This is a genomic window from Tychonema sp. LEGE 07196 (genome assembly GCF_963890365.1).
In the GTDB taxonomy this organism is placed as follows: domain Bacteria; phylum Cyanobacteriota; class Cyanobacteriia; order Cyanobacteriales; family Microcoleaceae; genus Microcoleus.
The window spans coordinates 1-16,854 of the sequence record NZ_CAWPRX010000165.1 but is presented as its reverse complement, the minus strand read 5'-3'; the positions used below and the strand labels follow the sequence as shown (position 1 = coordinate 16,854).

At 45.2% G+C, this 16,854-nt stretch carries 14 protein-coding genes and 1 riboswitch; of the genes, 8 read left to right on the top strand and 6 right to left on the bottom strand.

Annotated features, from left to right (window positions below; translation table 11 throughout):
• Nucleotides 1–145: 145 nt before the first annotated feature.
• Nucleotides 146–1,666, top strand: coding sequence for a phosphomannomutase/phosphoglucomutase (locus tag AACV78_RS18850; protein WP_194011857.1), 1,521 nt, complete (start codon nucleotides 146–148; stop codon nucleotides 1,664–1,666).
• Between the two features lie 53 nt (nucleotides 1,667–1,719).
• A complete protein-coding gene (locus AACV78_RS18845) occupies nucleotides 1,720–1,947 on the top strand; it encodes a hypothetical protein (protein ID WP_194011858.1) in 228 nt (75 codons plus the stop codon).
• Between the two features lie 416 nt (nucleotides 1,948–2,363).
• Here AACV78_RS18845 and AACV78_RS18840 read toward each other — a convergent pair whose 3' ends face one another.
• Nucleotides 2,364–3,638, bottom strand: a complete 1,275-nt coding sequence (locus tag AACV78_RS18840; RefSeq protein ID WP_194011859.1) for an alpha/beta hydrolase — start codon at nucleotides 3,636–3,638, stop codon at nucleotides 2,364–2,366.
• A 175-nt stretch (nucleotides 3,639–3,813) separates the two neighbouring features.
• Nucleotides 3,814–3,958, top strand: a riboswitch (cobalamin riboswitch).
• A gap of 491 nt (nucleotides 3,959–4,449) precedes the next feature.
• Between AACV78_RS18840 and AACV78_RS18835 the strand changes: the two genes are divergently transcribed.
• Entirely contained in the window at nucleotides 4,450–5,439 is a 990-nt protein-coding gene (locus AACV78_RS18835) for a methyltransferase domain-containing protein (RefSeq protein WP_194011860.1), read from the top strand.
• Between the two features lie 275 nt (nucleotides 5,440–5,714).
• Here AACV78_RS18835 and AACV78_RS18830 read toward each other — a convergent pair whose 3' ends face one another.
• Nucleotides 5,715–7,469, bottom strand: coding sequence for a protein kinase domain-containing protein (locus tag AACV78_RS18830; RefSeq protein WP_194012733.1), 1,755 nt, complete (start codon nucleotides 7,467–7,469; stop codon nucleotides 5,715–5,717).
• A 901-nt stretch (nucleotides 7,470–8,370) separates the two neighbouring features.
• On the opposite strand from AACV78_RS18830, the gene AACV78_RS18825 reads away from it, so the two are divergent.
• From AACV78_RS18825 to AACV78_RS18815, 3 genes are all read left to right on the top strand, one after another.
• Nucleotides 8,371–9,801 carry a form I ribulose bisphosphate carboxylase large subunit gene (locus AACV78_RS18825; protein ID WP_194012734.1) on the top strand — a complete coding sequence of 477 codons (1,431 nt, stop codon included), beginning with the start codon at nucleotides 8,371–8,373 and terminating at the stop codon, nucleotides 9,799–9,801.
• 137 nt (nucleotides 9,802–9,938) lie between these two features.
• Complete coding sequence (gene rcbX / locus AACV78_RS18820) at nucleotides 9,939–10,349, top strand: RuBisCO chaperone RbcX (RefSeq protein WP_194012735.1); 411 nt, start codon at nucleotides 9,939–9,941, stop codon at nucleotides 10,347–10,349.
• Nucleotides 10,350–10,395: 46 nt separating this feature from the next.
• Complete coding sequence (locus tag AACV78_RS18815; RefSeq protein WP_194012736.1) at nucleotides 10,396–10,731, top strand: ribulose bisphosphate carboxylase small subunit; 336 nt, start codon at nucleotides 10,396–10,398, stop codon at nucleotides 10,729–10,731.
• Between the two features lie 252 nt (nucleotides 10,732–10,983).
• Here AACV78_RS18815 and AACV78_RS18810 read toward each other — a convergent pair whose 3' ends face one another.
• The 3 genes from AACV78_RS18810 to AACV78_RS18800 all read right to left on the bottom strand — a co-directional run bounded on the left by AACV78_RS18810 (nucleotide 10,984) and on the right by AACV78_RS18800 (nucleotide 13,278).
• On the bottom strand, nucleotides 10,984–11,622 hold the full coding sequence (locus AACV78_RS18810; protein WP_194012737.1) for a restriction endonuclease subunit R: 639 nt from the start codon (nucleotides 11,620–11,622) through the stop codon (nucleotides 10,984–10,986).
• A gap of 189 nt (nucleotides 11,623–11,811) precedes the next feature.
• Entirely contained in the window at nucleotides 11,812–12,045 is a 234-nt protein-coding gene (locus AACV78_RS18805; protein WP_194012738.1) for a hypothetical protein, read from the bottom strand.
• Between the two features lie 9 nt (nucleotides 12,046–12,054).
• Nucleotides 12,055–13,278 (bottom strand): hypothetical protein, encoded by a 1,224-nt coding sequence (locus AACV78_RS18800; RefSeq protein ID WP_194012739.1) that lies wholly within the window; start codon nucleotides 13,276–13,278, stop codon nucleotides 12,055–12,057.
• 356 nt (nucleotides 13,279–13,634) lie between these two features.
• Here AACV78_RS18800 and AACV78_RS18795 point away from each other — a divergent pair, with 356 nt between their 5' ends.
• The gene (locus AACV78_RS18795) at nucleotides 13,635–13,904 is read left to right on the top strand and encodes a hypothetical protein (protein WP_194012740.1); all 270 of its coding nucleotides are present in this window, start codon (nucleotides 13,635–13,637) and stop codon (nucleotides 13,902–13,904) included.
• A 90-nt stretch (nucleotides 13,905–13,994) separates the two neighbouring features.
• Here AACV78_RS18795 and AACV78_RS18790 read toward each other — a convergent pair whose 3' ends face one another.
• Nucleotides 13,995–14,369 (bottom strand): hypothetical protein, encoded by a 375-nt coding sequence (locus AACV78_RS18790; RefSeq protein ID WP_194012741.1) that lies wholly within the window; start codon nucleotides 14,367–14,369, stop codon nucleotides 13,995–13,997.
• Between the two features lie 458 nt (nucleotides 14,370–14,827).
• Here AACV78_RS18790 and AACV78_RS18785 point away from each other — a divergent pair, with 458 nt between their 5' ends.
• Nucleotides 14,828–16,834, top strand: a complete 2,007-nt coding sequence (locus AACV78_RS18785; protein WP_228042346.1) for a tetratricopeptide repeat protein — start codon at nucleotides 14,828–14,830, stop codon at nucleotides 16,832–16,834.
• Nucleotides 16,835–16,854: the final 20 nt, after the last annotated feature.

The following is a 16,854-nucleotide window of genomic DNA, read 5'->3' as shown; positions in this document are numbered from 1 at the left end:
ATTAATATAGCTCTTGCATAAATTTGCGATCGCACGCAGATGCAAGGCAGATTAACACAGATGCAACGCAGATAATTTCAATGAGGGAGAGCAATATTTTTCCCTCTAGCTGCTGATTTTTTGGTTCAAATTACCATCAATAATTATGCAAAATTTCAACTGGACAAAACTTCAAAATGGTTCCGACATTCGCGGTATCGCCCTCGAAGGGGTTCCCGATGAAAAAGTCAACCTCACTCCGGAAATTGTTACAATTTTAGGTCAGTCTTTTGTCAGTTGGCTGGTGCAAAAAGTCCACAAACCCGCTGCAGAATTGATAATTGCGATCGGGCGCGACAGCCGCCTATCTGGCCCAACTTTAATGCAAGCAGTCATGGAGGGAATCGCCTCAGTTGGTGCCACAGTATACGACTTTGAAATGGCATCAACCCCCGCCATGTTTATGAGTACCATAACCCCCGGTTTTGATTGCGACGGCGCGATCATGCTGACTGCTAGCCATTTGCCTTTTAATCGCAACGGCTTAAAGTTTTTCACCGCCAACGGTGGGTTACAAAAAAAAGATATTACCGATATCTTAACACTAGCCCAAAACAATAATTTTCAGCCAGCCGCAGCGCCCGGTAACATTACTAAGCATGATTTTATCTCTGTTTATGCCAACCAATTTGTCAAAAATATTCGGGAATCAGTCAATCATCCCGATAACTTTGAGCAACCGCTGACAGGGTTAAAAATTGTTGTGGATGCGGGGAATGGTGCGGGCGGATTTTATGTCGATAAAGTCTTAAAACCTTTAGGTGCAGACACTACTGGCAGTCAATTTTTAGAACCAGATGGTACTTTTCCCAATCATGTACCCAATCCCGAAGATAAACAGGCAATGCAGTCAATTTGTCAAGCGGTAATTGAAAATCATGCTGATTTTGGGATTATTTTTGATACGGATGTCGATCGCAGTGCGGCCGTCGATGGAGTTGGCAAGGAACTCAATCGCAATCGCTTAATTGCTTTGATTTCTGCGATAATCTTACAAGAACACCCAGGCTCTACCATTGTCACCGATTCTATCACCTCCGATGGTTTAACGCAATTCATCGAACAGGATTTAAAAGGGATTCACCATCGCTTTAAACGCGGCTACAAAAATGTGATTGACGAGTCGGTTCGCCTGAATCAAATCGGACAGGAGTCGTGGCTGGCGATTGAAACCTCTGGCCACGGAGCTTTGAAAGAAAATTATTTTCTGGATGATGGCGCTTACTTGGTGAGCAAATTATTGATTGAATTGGCTAAATCTAAGCTAGCCAATCAATCGTTACCAGATTTAATTGCTAATTTACAAGAACCCGCAGAAAGTGCAGAATTTCGGATTAAAATTAATGTGGATGATTTCAAAGTTCTGGGAGAGGCTGTCATCGACAAACTGCAAGATTTTACCTCAACGCAAGCCGACTGGAAAATTGTTGCCAATAACTACGAAGGCGTGCGAATTTCTTGCACATCAGCTAGCGAATCCGGCTGGTTTTTGTTACGCTTATCGTTGCACGATCCGGTGATGGTTTTGAATGTTGAGTCTAATGTTAATGGTGGTGTCGCTCTCATAGTTGCTCGGCTTTTAGCTTTTTTCCAAACAACAGAATCGCTAGATTTATCTGCTTTGTAAACCCAATTTTAATTGGGATTATTACTAAACCAAACCCTAGGAGGAATTCGATAATGTGGCTTTTAATTATTAATTGTTCTGCTGCAAGCTGGGAAACCCATTCTAAAGCTTTTAAGGCGATCGCAGAAAAATATCCGGCCACGCCTCTTTCTTCCAAAAAGATGAAAGGCGACGGTGAACGCATCATGGAATATAAACTTGAAAATGTCAATGATGTAGAGGACTTTATGGAGGAATGCTTGACTTTGGATGGCTTTACCGCTACTTTTGAATCTCTATAAATCCGGGGTTGGAACTCGAAAAATTCTCAATAAACTTCTTGCGTAAATCTTCGGTTGTTCGGTCAATTGCGAAGGTAAGGCAGATTATTTAATGAGAGTTTACTAATAAAGCAACTCTGCTTTGCATTTATGGTTTGTAGTGGGCGCGAAAGTCCTCTGTTTAATATCGTCCCCGGTAGATTGACCGATCTCGCGATTGGTTCGCGCGTGCGTCAGTCAGTGTCCGCAACAAATGAGCGGACTCGCATTCGGTACTGCGAATCTTTGTTATACCATTTCTCTAAAATCATGCAATACTCTCCGACCCCCCCTAGCCCCCCCGATGCTTTGGGGGGGGACAAGAATACTGTTGCATTATTTTTTGAAATTGGTATTAGATCGGTTAATCGATGGGACAGGGTATGAAACCTTTTGATTTATAGAGCTGCATTGGTTTTTGGGAGTGGGATGAATTGGTAATCGGGAGACTTCAAAGCCCAAGCTAAAAAACGTTCTGTGTAATACAAAGCTAATTGATTGCTAGGCCCATTAAAAACTGCATCAAAGGCGTGTTCTGCCCAAGGAATTTCGAGCAAAATAGCACGATTTCCTGTGGCGCGCAATCGTTCGTAGAGCGATCGCCCAAACTTAGCCTGTACGATATGGTCGCGACCTCCATAAACCAGTAGAGAAGGGGGAAGATTCGTTTTAATATAATTGATGGGAGAAGCCTGACGGTAAAGTTCCTTGAGTTTCTCTGGCGTTCCTCCGAGAAAGGCACGCAAGACGGCTCGAACATCGATCGCATCAGGAAAAGGTGGGTCATTGTATCCGCGAATCAGGTCATTGGGGCCGTAATAATTCACCACTGCTCTGATGGGAAGCGCGCTGGAACCGTAAGTAGTTAGCATTGCTAAATGGGCCCCTGCAGACCTTCCCATCAAAGCAATTTTATCGAGATCGATTTCCCAATCACCGGCATGAGTTTTGATGTAGGAAAGAGCGGCTTGCACGTCTTCAAGCTGAGCCGGAAACTTATATTTGGGAGCGTGGCGGTAATCAATTGCTACAACACAATAACCTCGCGCGGCCATGTAGCGGTTGAATTCTTCATTGTCATCGGGATTGCCTCTTTGCCAAGCTCCTCCGTAAAGCATGATTATCGCGGGATATTTGCCAATTTGCATCGGCCGGTAAAGGTTGATTTTAAGTGAAACTCCGTCAGGGTTAGCAAATACAATATCCCGATCGCTCCTGACGTCTCTCATGGGAATTCCCCGAAACGCATCTGCTAGGATAAACGGTTGAGGGCGTAGCTGCGCGCGCAGGGTTTGAGGAACGGTGACTAAATAGTTTTTGCCTAAAACTGCTGGCATTTCGGTAGCTATCGCTGCGTTTGTTGCTGTTAGTTGCATCAGCGGAAGCAGGCTCAGAATGAGGGCGAACAGGTTACAAATTAGTAAAGTAATGTAGACTTTGCCTGGATGTCGTTTGAGCAGATTCAGCAAAAGGGCGATCGTATTTATGCCCACCAACCAAGGACTAATTTCTGGTGCACCCACCGCCAAAGGATACAAAAACATCGTCGGTGCTGGTACGACGATCCAGAGACTGAGAAATAGCCCGATCGCGCTTGCGAACCAACGAATAAATCGCGAGACTAAGAACCCTGTCAACAATCGTAACTTTTTGCCGTTATTCTTGGGGAGCATCGGATTTTCGCAACCTAATTTTTAATCAGCTTAAATTAATCGGGCGGTTTTGATTGGTGATACGATCGCCCCTGCCACCACCAAACCATAGTAATGCGTTCGGGTGCCGCAATTTGTGAGATTGCTGACATATTTCACAGTTTTTGATGCAAACAAGCCAAAATTGTGATAACATCATATATGTACAAAAATCGGTTCCAACAACAAACCAGCGTTGGAAGAAACGGGGAAAATTCGGTGCAAATCCGCTGCTGTCCCGCAACTGTGATGAGATCATAGAATCTCTCAGTCAGAAGACCCGCCGATCGCAAACCTGTTCTTTTTCGTCTGCGAGGCATAGATGATGGTTAATTCAGTATTATTTAGTCGATCGCCCTATAGAACCCATTTGACATCTTTGAGTTTTTGGGTTTGGTGAAAAGAAATACCGAGCTCAACCCGGTTTCTGAGATTTTCGCTTGGGGCGAGAAACCGGGTTTCTACCAGTCTTTGGTTTGGTGACGAGAAATACCGAGCTCAACCCGGTTTCTGAGATTTTCGCTTGGGGCGAGAAACCGGGTTTCTACCAGTCTTTGGTTTGGTGACGAGAAATATAGAAAGAAACCCGGTTTCTGAGATTTTGATTTTACCTCTGGTATTAATTCACAAATTATCTGAAATATCTGCGTTAATCTGTGTCGATTTGCCTGACATCTGCGGTTGATGTATCAATTGAGGACTTATGCAGCGCAAGTCTATTAGACATCGTGAATCAAAAACGCACCAAATTGGATTTTGTGCTAGCTCCTGAGATGATAAGAGAAAGGAAAAAATGAATTTATTTGTGGTATTTGGACTTTTGTTTGGACTGCTGGCGATCGCCCTTCTGATCTATTTAATCACGGCTCGCCCTTATCAATCATCCGACTCTGTGGCCAACTCCTACGACGAGTGGACAGAAGACGGAATTTTGGAATTTTACTGGGGCGAACACATTCACTTAGGCCATTACGGTTCGCCGCCACAACGGAAAGATTTCCTCACAGCAAAATCCGATTTTGTGCATGAAATGGTGCGCTGGGGCGGCTTAGATAAATTAGCTGCTGGTACTACTGTTCTAGATGTGGGCTGTGGAATTGGCGGTAGCAGCCGCATTCTGGCCCAGGATTATAAGTTTGCTGTGACGGGAATTACTATCAGCCCGCAGCAAGTTAAACGCGCTCAAGAATTAACTCCCCCAGAACTCGATCTGCAGTTTCGGGTGGATGATGCTATGGCGCTTTCGTTTCCCGATGCGAGTTTTGATGTGGTTTGGTCGATCGAAGCAGGGCCCCATATGCCAGATAAAGCTGTTTTTGCCAAAGAGTTGATGAGGGTAATCAAGCCTGGTGGCCTGCTGGTTGTGGCTGACTGGAATCAAAGAGATTCGCGCCAAATCCCTCTCAATTTTTGGGAGAAACCCGTAATGCAGCAACTGCTGGATCAGTGGTCGCATCCGGCTTTTTCAAGTATTGAGGGCTTTTCAGAACTGTTAGAAGAAACGGGGTTTGTGGATGGCACTGTAACCACCGCAGATTGGACGCAAGAAACCCTTCCTTCTTGGATAGATTCTATCTGGCAAGGTATAGTTAGACCTGCCGGATTAGTACGTTTTGGTGTATCGGGTTTTATCAAGTCTCTGCGAGAAGTACCGACACTTTTACTAATGCGATTAGCGTTTGGTGTGGGGCTATGTCGCTTTGGGATGTTTCGCGCAGTGCGATCGCATTCCTTGGCAGAATTAACAGAAACAAATTCTACCAAAGTTATGACTGGCGTTTAGTCGCTGCATTATCAATGGTTGGGAGCATCTTATACCAATTTCATAAATTAGCGCTAGATTTTACCCCCCCAACCCCCCCTTATTAAGGGGGGGCTTCGGAATTCATCTATAGCACATATGAAAGAAAAATGGTATTAGTTTTGCATTATAGTGCGAGCTTAAGAACTCGCGTATTGTACAACTCGCGAGCTGTTAAGCTCGCACTATAAAAAAATGCTTTTTGCAAAACTGAGATGCTCCCCAATGGTTCGCACTACGAACCGTTTTTGCCCTAATTAGCGCCAGCCCAACCACCTCAGAACGGGCACAACTAAATAATGACTCACTCCCAAACAAAGCCCGATCGTACTTCCCAACAAACCAAAAAAGGCGATCGCACCCCAAACTTGCAGCCAGAAATTAGTATTAGACGATTGTGACAAAATCGCAAAGAAACTCCCAGGAAAAATATTCCAAGTATTCAAAAACAGAAAAATTCCCGTAGAACAAACAGCCACCACCAAAGCATGAACTAATTGATGGCTACGCAAACCCATTCCTACAGTCATAGAGGCGATCGCAAAAGCCCCCAAAATAATCCCCTGCACGCCGCTAGAAGTTGTTGCTTCCATCCAGCACAAACCAGCCAATAAATAGGCTTGAGCTCCCATCAATCCCGACAGCCAATACTGTTTGTGCTGGCGAAAACTCCCCGCATCCGTCAAACCGATCGCAGTTCCCCAACCCGCAAAGGCAAACAGCAGCAATTCCGGCCCGACAGTAAAAGTCATGTCATGGATTAATTGGTGCAAACCTTCATTTAGAAAACTCGCAATTTCCTGGCCCACAGGCGCAGAACTCAAAACCAAACCGCCGATCGCCCCGGCACATCCACCAACCCCGCCGAGCACCATTTCCCAGCCGGTATCGAGAGAAGCTACTACGATTTGGGCGATCGCCCCGAACAGCAAAACCGTCAAACTTGCGGTTTTTTGCGCCCCCGCCACCACCACTTGCCGGCAGAATTCCACAATAGCTTGACCGGTTGGGGCCGTCGCAATTTTGCCCTTACTCCTAGCATAAATCTCCTGCAAGCGCGATCGAACATCCCCAGCCGCAGCCGGACGCTGCTGCACGTTCGATCGCACCATATCATCCAACAAATTCGCCAAAGCCGGACTCACAGACACAATATGTCGCCACCGCAACTCACCCGTCATCGGATCTTCAATTTCAGCGGGATATTTCCCCGTCAGCAAATGAATGCAAGTCCGCCCCAAAGCATAAAAATCCGTCGCCGGTACCACACCACCGCCCACAATTTGTTCCGGCGGGCTGTATCCGGGCGAAATCAAGCGCGTCGAGCTCGGAGAATCTTTCCCCACCGGTGCGCCACCGCCCATCTGTTTAACTCCCCCAAAGTCGATCGCCACCAATTGCAGTCCGCCCAAACCCTTGCTCAGCAAAACTTGTGGCGATTCCGGGTCTCGCAGCATCAAATTTGAGGGTTTAATGTCGCGGTGAATAATCTGACACCTGTGCAATTCCTCTAAAATATCCACAGCTTGACTCAGCCAACTAAACACCCATTCCTGCGGACACCCCTGAGAGTGTTCTTCGAGAACTGCTTCTAAAGTTTTGCCGTGAATTTTTTCCATGACCAAACAAGGCAAGTGCCTCGCTGTGACATTTCTATCCACGCCTGCAAAATTTTGAGTTTTGACATGAAAATAACCGTCCGGCTCGACTATCGGGACACCGGGATGCCGCAAAAATGCCAAAACCCAAGCTTCTTGCTCGAACAGTTTCAGCGCTTTCGGGGCAGTTTCGAGCAATACTTTCAGGACGCGCTCGGTTTGAGTTTCTGTGTCCCAAACCGTGTATATGGCTGCAAAACCCCCGGAACCGAGAACTTCTAAAGGAACGTAGCGATTTTTTAGCCGCAGCGGAGTCCCGCAATTCTGACAAAAATTGTTGCCCCAAGTCTGAGGGTAAGGCCTTGGGCAATCTGGATTGATGCAGTGGACGGCTTTTGAAGGGGGGTGAGGCACAACCAGAGTAGAAATGGGGCTAGATATCCATATTAGACTTACGCGCAGCTAAGGCAGAAACCCGGTTTTAAGCGAAGTTTAATTGCTGTAACGACGGATTTTGGTTTGAAAAACCAGGTTGCTGCACCAGTCCTGTCCATATTATGTGCTATGCTGTCGATTTTTGACTTTGCCCTCTGAGAGTCAGTCGATTTTCGATTTTCGATTTTGGATTTTCGATTGAAGATTGTGCCAGAGTTGGCGCGATCGGGCTTTACAACCTCAGAAACCCGGTTTCTTGCTATATTTCTCGTTCAGCACCAATTTTTCGTAGAAACCCGGTTTCTCGCCCACCCACGGGATTTGAGATTTTGGATTGTGGATTGTGGATTGTGGATTTTGGGAGAGTTGGCGCGATCGGGCTTTACAACCTCAGAAACCCGGTTTCTTGCTATATTTCTCGTTAATACACCCAAATTTTTCCCATAAACCCGGTTTCTTGGCCCCCCACGGGATTTTCAATTAAATAATTGCATACTCGATTGCAGTTGAGTTCGATCTCCTACCCTAAAATTAAGTATTTATAACTAACTTTTCCTCCCCCCAACCTAAAATTTACACTCTCAAATTTAATCGATCTCCACCATAAAATTAAGTATTTATGACTAATCTTTTCTGTTCCCTCAATTTAAAATCTAAAATCTAAAATCCAAAATCTCCTCGATCCCCAGCCTTTCCCCCTGCATCCTTTGCCGCTTTTGTTTAATAAGATATGTTACAAAAGATATCTAAATATAAAGAAAAATAAACAATACTTATGAGGATTAAAAGAATATTAAAATTAAAAAGCACCCATTTATTGATATATTTTTAACAGCCTGCGATCGGGCAAAAAAATTAAGCGAATACTAGGAAGCGAGATATGGCTTACGCGCAAACCCAAACTCAATCAAAGGCTGGGTATAAAGCCGGAGTTCAAGACTATAAACTAACGTATTACACCCCGGACTACACGCCGAAAGATACAGATATTTTGGCAGCATTCCGCGTCACACCGCAGCCAGGAGTTCCCCCAGAAGAAGCTGGAGCTGCTGTGGCCGCTGAATCTTCCACCGGTACATGGACAACTGTTTGGACTGACCTCCTGACCGACCTCGACCGCTACAAAGGTCGCTGCTACGACATCGAGCCAGTCCCCGGTGAAGACAACCAATACATCTGCTTCATCGCTTATCCTTTGGATTTGTTTGAAGAAGGTTCCGTCACCAACTTGCTGACCTCTTTGGTCGGTAACGTGTTCGGTTTCAAAGCTCTGCGCGCCCTGCGGTTGGAAGACCTGCGGATTCCCATTGCTTACCTGAAAACCTTCCAAGGCCCTCCTCACGGTATTACCGTTGAGCGGGACAAATTGAACAAGTACGGCCGTCCTTTGCTCGGCTGTACAATTAAGCCCAAATTGGGTCTGTCTGCTAAGAACTACGGTCGCGCCGTTTACGAAGTTCTGCGCGGCGGTTTGGACTTCACCAAAGACGACGAAAACATCAACTCGCAACCGTTCATGCGCTGGCGCGATCGTTTCTTGTTCGTTCAAGAAGCTATTGAAAAAGCTCAAGCAGAAACCGGCGAAGTCAAGGGTCACTACCTCAACGTAACTGCCCCCACCTTTGAAGAAATGATGGAACGGGCTGAATTCGCCAAAGAAATCAAAACCCCGATCATCATGCACGACTACCTGACCGGTGGTTTCACTGCAAACACCAGCTTGGCCAAATGGTGCCGCAAAAACGGTATTTTGCTGCACATTCACCGCGCCATGCACGCCGTGATCGATCGTCAAAAAAACCACGGTATCCACTTCCGCGTACTTGCCAAGTGCTTGCGGATGTCCGGCGGCGACCACCTGCACTCCGGTACAGTTGTGGGCAAACTCGAAGGCGAAAAAGGCATCACGATGGGCTTCGTAGACTTGATGCGCGAAGACCACATCGAACAAGACCGCAGCCGCGGTATTTACTTCACCCAAGACTGGGCCTCCATGCCCGGTGTCATGCCGGTTGCTTCCGGCGGTATCCACATCTGGCATATGCCAGCTTTGGTGGAAATCTTCGGCGACGACTCCTGCTTGCAGTTCGGCGGCGGCACCTTGGGCCACCCTTGGGGCAACGCACCTGGTGCAGCAGCTAACCGCGTTGCATTGGAAGCTTGCGTCCAAGCTCGTAACGAAGGCCGCAACTTGATGCGCGAAGGCGGAGACATCATTCGCGAAGCTTGCAAATGGAGCCCTGAATTGGCTGTTGCTTGCGAACTCTGGAAAGAAATCAAGTTTGAGTTCGAGGCAATGGATACCGTTTGATGATTTTGGGTTGCAGATTTTAGGTTTTAGGTCGCAAACTTGCTCTTAAGTCTTTATCTTTGAAGAAGATTTACAAGTAAGTTTGCATCTAAAATCTAAAATCCAAAATCTCAAATTTGAGGGAGCTGGGGTCAAAAATGGATCTCAAACAAGTTGCGAAAGACACCGCTAAGGTGCTGGCAAGTTACCTAACCTATCAATCCGTGCGGATTGTGGTCGCTCAGTTGAGCGAAACCAATCCTGCCCAAGCCATCTGGTTGAATGACTTTTCCACGAAGAACAAAATCCAAGATGGAGAAGCTTACATTGACGAGCTGCTGAGGGAAAATCAAGATTTAGGATTTCGGATCATGACTGTGCGAGAATATCTGGCTCACGATGTGACGGAATTTTTGCCAGAAATGGTTTGTACTGGCATTCAACAGTCGAATATGGAACACAGACGCCAGCATTTAGAGCGAATTACGCAACTTAATTGGTCTGTTTCTACCAGTCATCCTGAAGCATCAATAGATTCTGAACCGAATCTGGATAATTTGTCGAGTTAATCGATCGACCAAGTGCGATCGAACACACACCTTAGAGATACAAAAAATGAAGACTTTACCTAAAGAGCGTCGTTACGAAACTCTGTCCTATTTGCCCCCGCTGACAGACGCCCAAATTGCCAAGCAACTCCAATACATCTTGGATCAAGGCTACATTCCCGGCGTAGAATTCAACGAAAGTTCTGCTGCTGAAATGCGCTACTGGACTTTGTGGAAGTTGCCTTTGTTTGGTGCTCGCAGCGTCCAAGAAATCATGACTGAAATTCAAGCTTGCCGCCAAGAAAATCCTCAGTGCTACATCCGCGTTATGGGTTTTGACAACGTGAAGCAGTGCCAAGTGCTGAGCTTCATCGTCCACAAGCCTAACAGCAGAGGCTACTAAGCTTTAACAGCCCTATTTTTTTAGGGAAAAAGTTAGCTAAAAATTGAGGTAGGGAATTCTCCCCGCCTCATTTTTTTTAGGGCGATGATGATTAGACTTATTAGATAAATCTTTTATTGATAGATATACTGCAGATGAAAGGCAGATAAACACATATCAACGCAGATAATTTCAAGAGAGTCTCCGAATCAAAGCAAGATGTATCTTCTTCCTTCTTCCTTCTTCCTTCTTCCTTCTTCCTTCATCCTTCATCTACAGCTTACAAATAGCCTTTAAAACTTGCAGCAACAAAATTGAAGGTTCGGGTTCCATCAAGTTTAGCAAAGGCAATAGCTGATAGCTTGGGGTATTTCCCCCCTGAATATTCACCAACTGATAGTGCATTCCGTTTGTTGTCAAACCCCAGATAGTGTCTTGATATTTTAAATTTTGATAAGCATAGGTTAGCAATTGGGATAAGCCCATCAATGCGTTGATTCCAGAATTTTTACTTTCAATTACCAAAACCCAAAAATATGTATCGCTTCTCATGGGCTTTATCCTGTTGACAGCCAAGATATCAAACCGTCCTTTAATGATAGTATCTTCATCTTCAATGCTAATTTCAGCGATGTCTTGTTCTAAACTAATTTTAATCGGGCGGCGGTAGAAGCCAGCCAATCGCATTAAGGGAAAGGTAGTCAGAGCTTTTACCAGTCCTTCTGAAACTCGATCCGTGGAAATATAGTCATCAAAATCATCCCTAATTTGTGTAAGTTCCTGCTGTTCGTGTTCTGTGATATCTTCAAGAGATAACAGAGAGGTAAATGAGTTAGTGTACTGCTTTTGAAAGCCGAACAGACGGTGTACTTCTGATAATGTTAGATTTTTTGCATTAATAGTTGTCGTCATATTTTGATGGTTATTTAAGTTTTAGTTATAATTGTAACATAGAGATTGTGGTAATCAACTTGCACAAGATAAGGAGGACACGGCAGTGCCGTGTCCCTACCCCACAATCATCAATCTTCCTTTTCTGATAACCATCGCGCAATTAATTGTAGGGAAACGGCACTGCCGTGTCCTGACTTTGGCTAATATCTAATCTATCTTCTCCATCACCATCCCATCAACTATTTCATAACCCCAATTAAAATGTCGATTTGCCAACTGCTGGGCCATGTCATATTCGCCAAAATTGCATAGTTCAACTAACTTTTGATATCCTTCATCTCTTTCTCGCTGCAACCTTTTCCGCCGCAGTTGTTCCCTCTCTTCGTCAGAAGGATTTGCCCGCTCACTTCCCAGCGGATCGATATCGCTAACTCGCTTCACATTCGCCTCCTAAAAAAAAATGGATTCTATAATTTCACCATCAACAATTTCATAACCCCATTGTGGATTAGCAGCGATTTGTTTTTCAACTATACTGCGACCGAGAGGAGTTTGGTAAGCTTTTTGCAAAGAGGAAATACTGGGGATTTCGTCGGCGGTAGTCTGTTCTTGTGGTTCGAGTTTTGGCGGTTCGGCGATAGTTTCAGATGTGGATTGATTCAGGGCAAATTGCGGCGCGATCGCCCCTAATTTCCGCATTACGCTATCCTTGGTGATTTGCGGTTTTTCGTTGAAGGAAGAGGGCAGATATGGTGTGTCAACGCCCTGCAGTTTTGCTTTCAGCGCATCATCCGCAATACGATCGCACTTTCGCAAAAAACCCTCCCACAAATCCTTCCCCAACACCGGATTTCTCAAGTCAGCGCGGGCCTTAGACACTGCTGCTTCCAGCGGTTCGCCCTTGTGGACGTAATACTGAATTCGCTCCTCTTCAAACGCCGGATAAGGCACTTCCGGCTCAATTTCCCAATCCCGCTTAACTTTCTGACTTTCTCCCAAAGGAATTCCGGCGATAAATTCGTCCCAAAAAGTCGAAGTTAAGCCTTTTGTCATGCCGTCAATAACCTTAAAAGCCCATCCCGAAGGATTGCCAAATCCCAAGTTGCGAACTCTGGCATATTCTTCTAAAGCCCTCTGAAAGTTGTGCAATTCTTCTTGGGAATTCCAAGGGCCGCTAAATTGGTAATTCGCGGTGACAGCAACGGCTATTTGCTGGCGCGGTTGTCCGAAATATTTGTCGGTTTTAACTGCACGCTGTGGGGGGGAAGTTTCGGATAATATTTCTACAGGGCGATTTGTGCGATCGCGAATTGGTTCTGTTATAGTCTCGGTGTGGTTGTTGGCAAAAAAGTTATTAAGTTTTTCCTCAAAAGCGTCAATATCCGCCCAGAGTTCTAGGGTGTCGGTGTGGGGATTTGTTGATTTTTCTTTCAAGAGCGATCGCACTTTTAGCAACCCTCTCGCGATTTCTTGTTCTTCGGGACTTAAACCCGTGGCTTTTTCTATTTCGTTGCTGTTAGTTTTCACCCATTCGCTAGAGTTGGAATGTTGCACTTTCCATTGCAATAATTGGCAAAGAAAAATACTCGCACCAACTCCGCCAGTAATTTGGGCGAGTTTGGGATAGTAGATGGCGGGATTTCCTAAATTTCCTAAAAATATTCCTATTTTCATTTTATAAATTCCTAATTTTCTTGAATCCTAGGGTACCAGTCGGCCTATCTTACCTAATATTAGAGTGTGCCAAATAACACCTTATACCATTTTTCTAAATATGTGGTGTAGATCAAATCTTAGCCCCCCCGCGAGTTCGGGGGGGTTGGGGGGGTAATATCTAGCGCTACTTTATGAAATTGGTATTACCTCAACTAAACTAAGATTAAGAAACTTAAGATTTTCTTTAAGCTTCTGTCTATTCCAGACGGAATAAAGATTCTAGAGCAAAGACGGGGATCGCATATTCGATCGCCTGATTGACAGAACAGAATTAAGCGTAATAATAAATTATTTACTGTACCCATCCTCCCAAAATGAATCCAGAACGCCAAGAAGCTTATTTGAACTTGATCGAGCGAGTGCTCACCTGTCCCAACGGCCAAGAACCAGAGGTTTTAAGTTCCTGTTCCGATTTAATAGATGCCGGATTTGTGCAAATGCTAATCCAGATATCAGCTTCAATGGCCGGGGAAGGAGACAGAGATACTGCCAATTTTTTAGTGCAACTGGCTCGTTTGCTGGGGAAATCTTTGGGATTGTCGCCGGATTTAGTGCCGACTGGGTACAGCAGCGCACAGGGGTAGATAAAAGTCGGCGCGACGTAGCCATCCCTCTTCATAAATCGCCTCGTTTTATTTCAGGAAATCGGGGCGATTTTAACTGCGTTGATGGCTTTACAGTTGATATTCCAGAGGCTCGCAAAAATCATTTACTCCAGTTTTAAATACATAAATAATCACGGAAGTTACCAAAATTTTAGGACAAATTTTGGCCGCGACTAAATCTCTAAATGCTGCATTCAATTGTCCGTTTGTCAACTCTTCTTTAACCTCAGATTTGCAGATAGCAACGCGGCATCTTTTCGCCAATCCGTCCAGCCATTTTTCCGAAATGTTCGGTTCTTGTCCGGCTTGAATTGCCAGAGATATTGCTGCATCTTCGATGTTACCTTCGCAATCTTCGATTTCGTCGAGGGCTTTTAGGGCTTCGGGATATTCGGCTAATTGCGATCGAAATTGGGCAATTTCTTGTGAAGTAATAATCACCATAAAATTTTAGTTTGTGCTTTGTTGACTGGACAAGTTTAGGAGTTAAAGTTGATATTATAGCATTTTTTTATTTGGGGTTGCCAGAAGAACTCAAATATCTCCGATCTCTTAGTCCGCGGAGGCGGACATTGTTTGTGTAGACGCGGTTTCAACCGCCGGGTGATCCAGGTGATAACGAATCCCCACAATTCCTGCTACAATAACAAAAATAAACCGCCTCACCATCTCACCAATGTTAGATAAAATCTGGCGATTTCTGAAACAATTAATTCGGCGGATTTTGTCCGCTTATACTCAGTATTTTAACCCCCCCTCGCCCCCCCTTGGTAAGGGGGGGAAACAAGAGGAACAAGAGAAAACAAATCTTGCTTCCTCTCTTAGTAATAGTGGGGGGAAAAAGAAAACAAATCTTGCTTCCCCCCGAAGCCGCGGGGGGACTGAGGGGGGTTCCTCCAACTTTGACTGATGCGGAATACGAGGCGAAGTTGATGGAACTTCTCGAAGGGGTGAATCAGGGCTGGGGAAGAGGCGGTGTTGCGGAATTCTTACTCGCCAAACAAATTAAAAATGGTGATTTGGCGGCTTGGTTGCGAGGGTTTGGGGTTCGATTGTTGGAGGGCGCGCAGGGGAGTACAGCGTCTGCGGATGCGGTGGTATCGCTTCAGGAATTGGCGCGCAGGTTGGAGTTGTTGGGTAGAGTTGCGGGCGGGGAATTGGGAGAGGTGGCGGGGAATGTTGGTAGGGAGATTTTGGTTGAGTTTCCGCTAGTTTCGGGTGAGGGGGGAGAGGATGTCGATCCAGAGGCTGAGGCTTGGAAAAAGCGTGGTAATGAGCAATATGATTTAGGGGATTTTGAAGGGGCGCTGAACTCCTACGACAAAGCCTTAGAATTCCAACCAGATTATCCTGAAGCCTGGAACAATAGGGGCGCTGTATTGAATAATTTAGGCAGACATGAAGAAGCCATCGCCTATTATGATAAAGCCTTAGAAATCGAACCAGATGACCACATACCCTGGAAAAATTGGGGTAATACGCTGCGTAAGTTAGGCAAATTATCTGAAGCGATTACCTCCTTGGACAAAGCCTTAGAAATCAAACCAGATAAACACGAAGTCTGGATTAATCGGGGCGTTGTACTGCATAATTTAGGCAGGCTAGAAGATGCGAGATCCTCCTTGGACAAAGCCTTAGAAATCAAACCAGATTATCGCGTTGCCTGGAACAATCGGGGCTTTGCACTGGATGATTTAGGCAGGCATGAAGATGCGAGATCCTCCTACGACAAAGCCTTAGAAATCAAACCAGATTATCGCGTTGCCTGGATTAATCGCAGCAATACAGTCAGCAGCGCAACCAGACATAACCAGGTAGTTTATGAAATCTTACAGCTACAATTCCCTAATTCTCCACCTGTTACCAGAACTCTCATAACTCACAACCTGAAACAGCGCGGCTATGAAGGAGAAATATTAACATTACAAACAGGCTTAGAATATTGCCGACAAAATACCCACCCCGAAGGATACGGAAAACTGCATCAAGCACTAGGAGATACTCATTATAGTCGCGGGCAACTCAATTCTCCCAACACCTATTGGAATAAAGCCACCATCAGCTACGACGAAGCCCTCAAAACTCTAACCAAAGATACTTTCCTAAAACTGCATCTAAAAGTTTTGCAAAAATTAATCAAAACCTTAGTCAGCTTAAAACAAACTGACGAATCCAATAAATTACGGCGAGATGCAACAGATTTATTGCAAAGCTTACTGAAAGAGCAAAACTATTCGCAACTCACCCAACAGCAACTCACCGAAAAATTAGTTAGCTTTCAACAGTTAACCGTAAATATATTCATCCAATCCGGGCAGTTTACCCAAGCCTTAGCCACAGCCGAAACCGATAAAAATGTCTGCTTGTCTTGGCTGCTGGATGCCTTGCCAATTCCCGATTACCAAACAGCAGAGACAGTCACTCACGCCCAAATTCAGCAACTGATCAATCCCACAACAGCCGCGATTTACTGGCATCTTAGCGACGCAGCCCTGACAACATTCATTATTAAATCCGACGGCTTGTTGTCTCCCGAAACCTGTTTCAGCTATTTTCCCGATGAACTTGAAAAATGGGTGAAGGAGTGGAATCAACAATACACCCATTATCAATCCAAGGAGAAAACAAGTCAAGTAAATCATCCTTGGTGTGGGGGAATGGCAAGTAAATTTGCACGACTCAATGCAATCCTGAAAATTGATGTTATTGAACAGCAATTAGAGGGGATTACTGAGTTGATTTTGATTCCGCATCGGGACTTGCACCGCTTCCCGATTCATGCTTTGTTTGGTGGTGATTTTGTGGTTAGTTATTTGCCTAGCGCCGCCGTTGGAATTAATTTGCAACATCGGTTTACCCCCCCCAATCCCCCCCTTGCTAAGGGGGGCTCAAGAGGAAATTGGGATTAGTTTGCAACATCGGTTTACCC

Bases quoted from the DNA above. Each gene is read 5' to 3' on its own strand.
- AACV78_RS18850 (WP_194011857.1), top strand. From the start codon at position 146: ATGCAAAATTTCAACTGGACAAAACTTCAAAATGGTTCCGACATTCGC.
- AACV78_RS18845 (WP_194011858.1), top strand. From the start codon at position 1,720: ATGTGGCTTTTAATTATTAATTGTTCTGCTGCAAGCTGGGAAACCCAT.
- AACV78_RS18840 (WP_194011859.1), bottom strand. From the start codon at position 3,638: ATGCTCCCCAAGAATAACGGCAAAAAGTTACGATTGTTGACAGGGTTC.
- AACV78_RS18835 (WP_194011860.1), top strand. From the start codon at position 4,450: ATGAATTTATTTGTGGTATTTGGACTTTTGTTTGGACTGCTGGCGATC.
- AACV78_RS18825 (WP_194012734.1), top strand. From the start codon at position 8,371: ATGGCTTACGCGCAAACCCAAACTCAATCAAAGGCTGGGTATAAAGCC.
- rcbX (WP_194012735.1), top strand. From the start codon at position 9,939: ATGGATCTCAAACAAGTTGCGAAAGACACCGCTAAGGTGCTGGCAAGT.
- AACV78_RS18815 (WP_194012736.1), top strand. From the start codon at position 10,396: ATGAAGACTTTACCTAAAGAGCGTCGTTACGAAACTCTGTCCTATTTG.
- AACV78_RS18810 (WP_194012737.1), bottom strand. From the start codon at position 11,622: ATGACGACAACTATTAATGCAAAAAATCTAACATTATCAGAAGTACAC.
- AACV78_RS18800 (WP_194012739.1), bottom strand. From the start codon at position 13,278: ATGAAAATAGGAATATTTTTAGGAAATTTAGGAAATCCCGCCATCTAC.
- AACV78_RS18795 (WP_194012740.1), top strand. From the start codon at position 13,635: ATGAATCCAGAACGCCAAGAAGCTTATTTGAACTTGATCGAGCGAGTG.
- AACV78_RS18790 (WP_194012741.1), bottom strand. From the start codon at position 14,369: ATGGTGATTATTACTTCACAAGAAATTGCCCAATTTCGATCGCAATTA.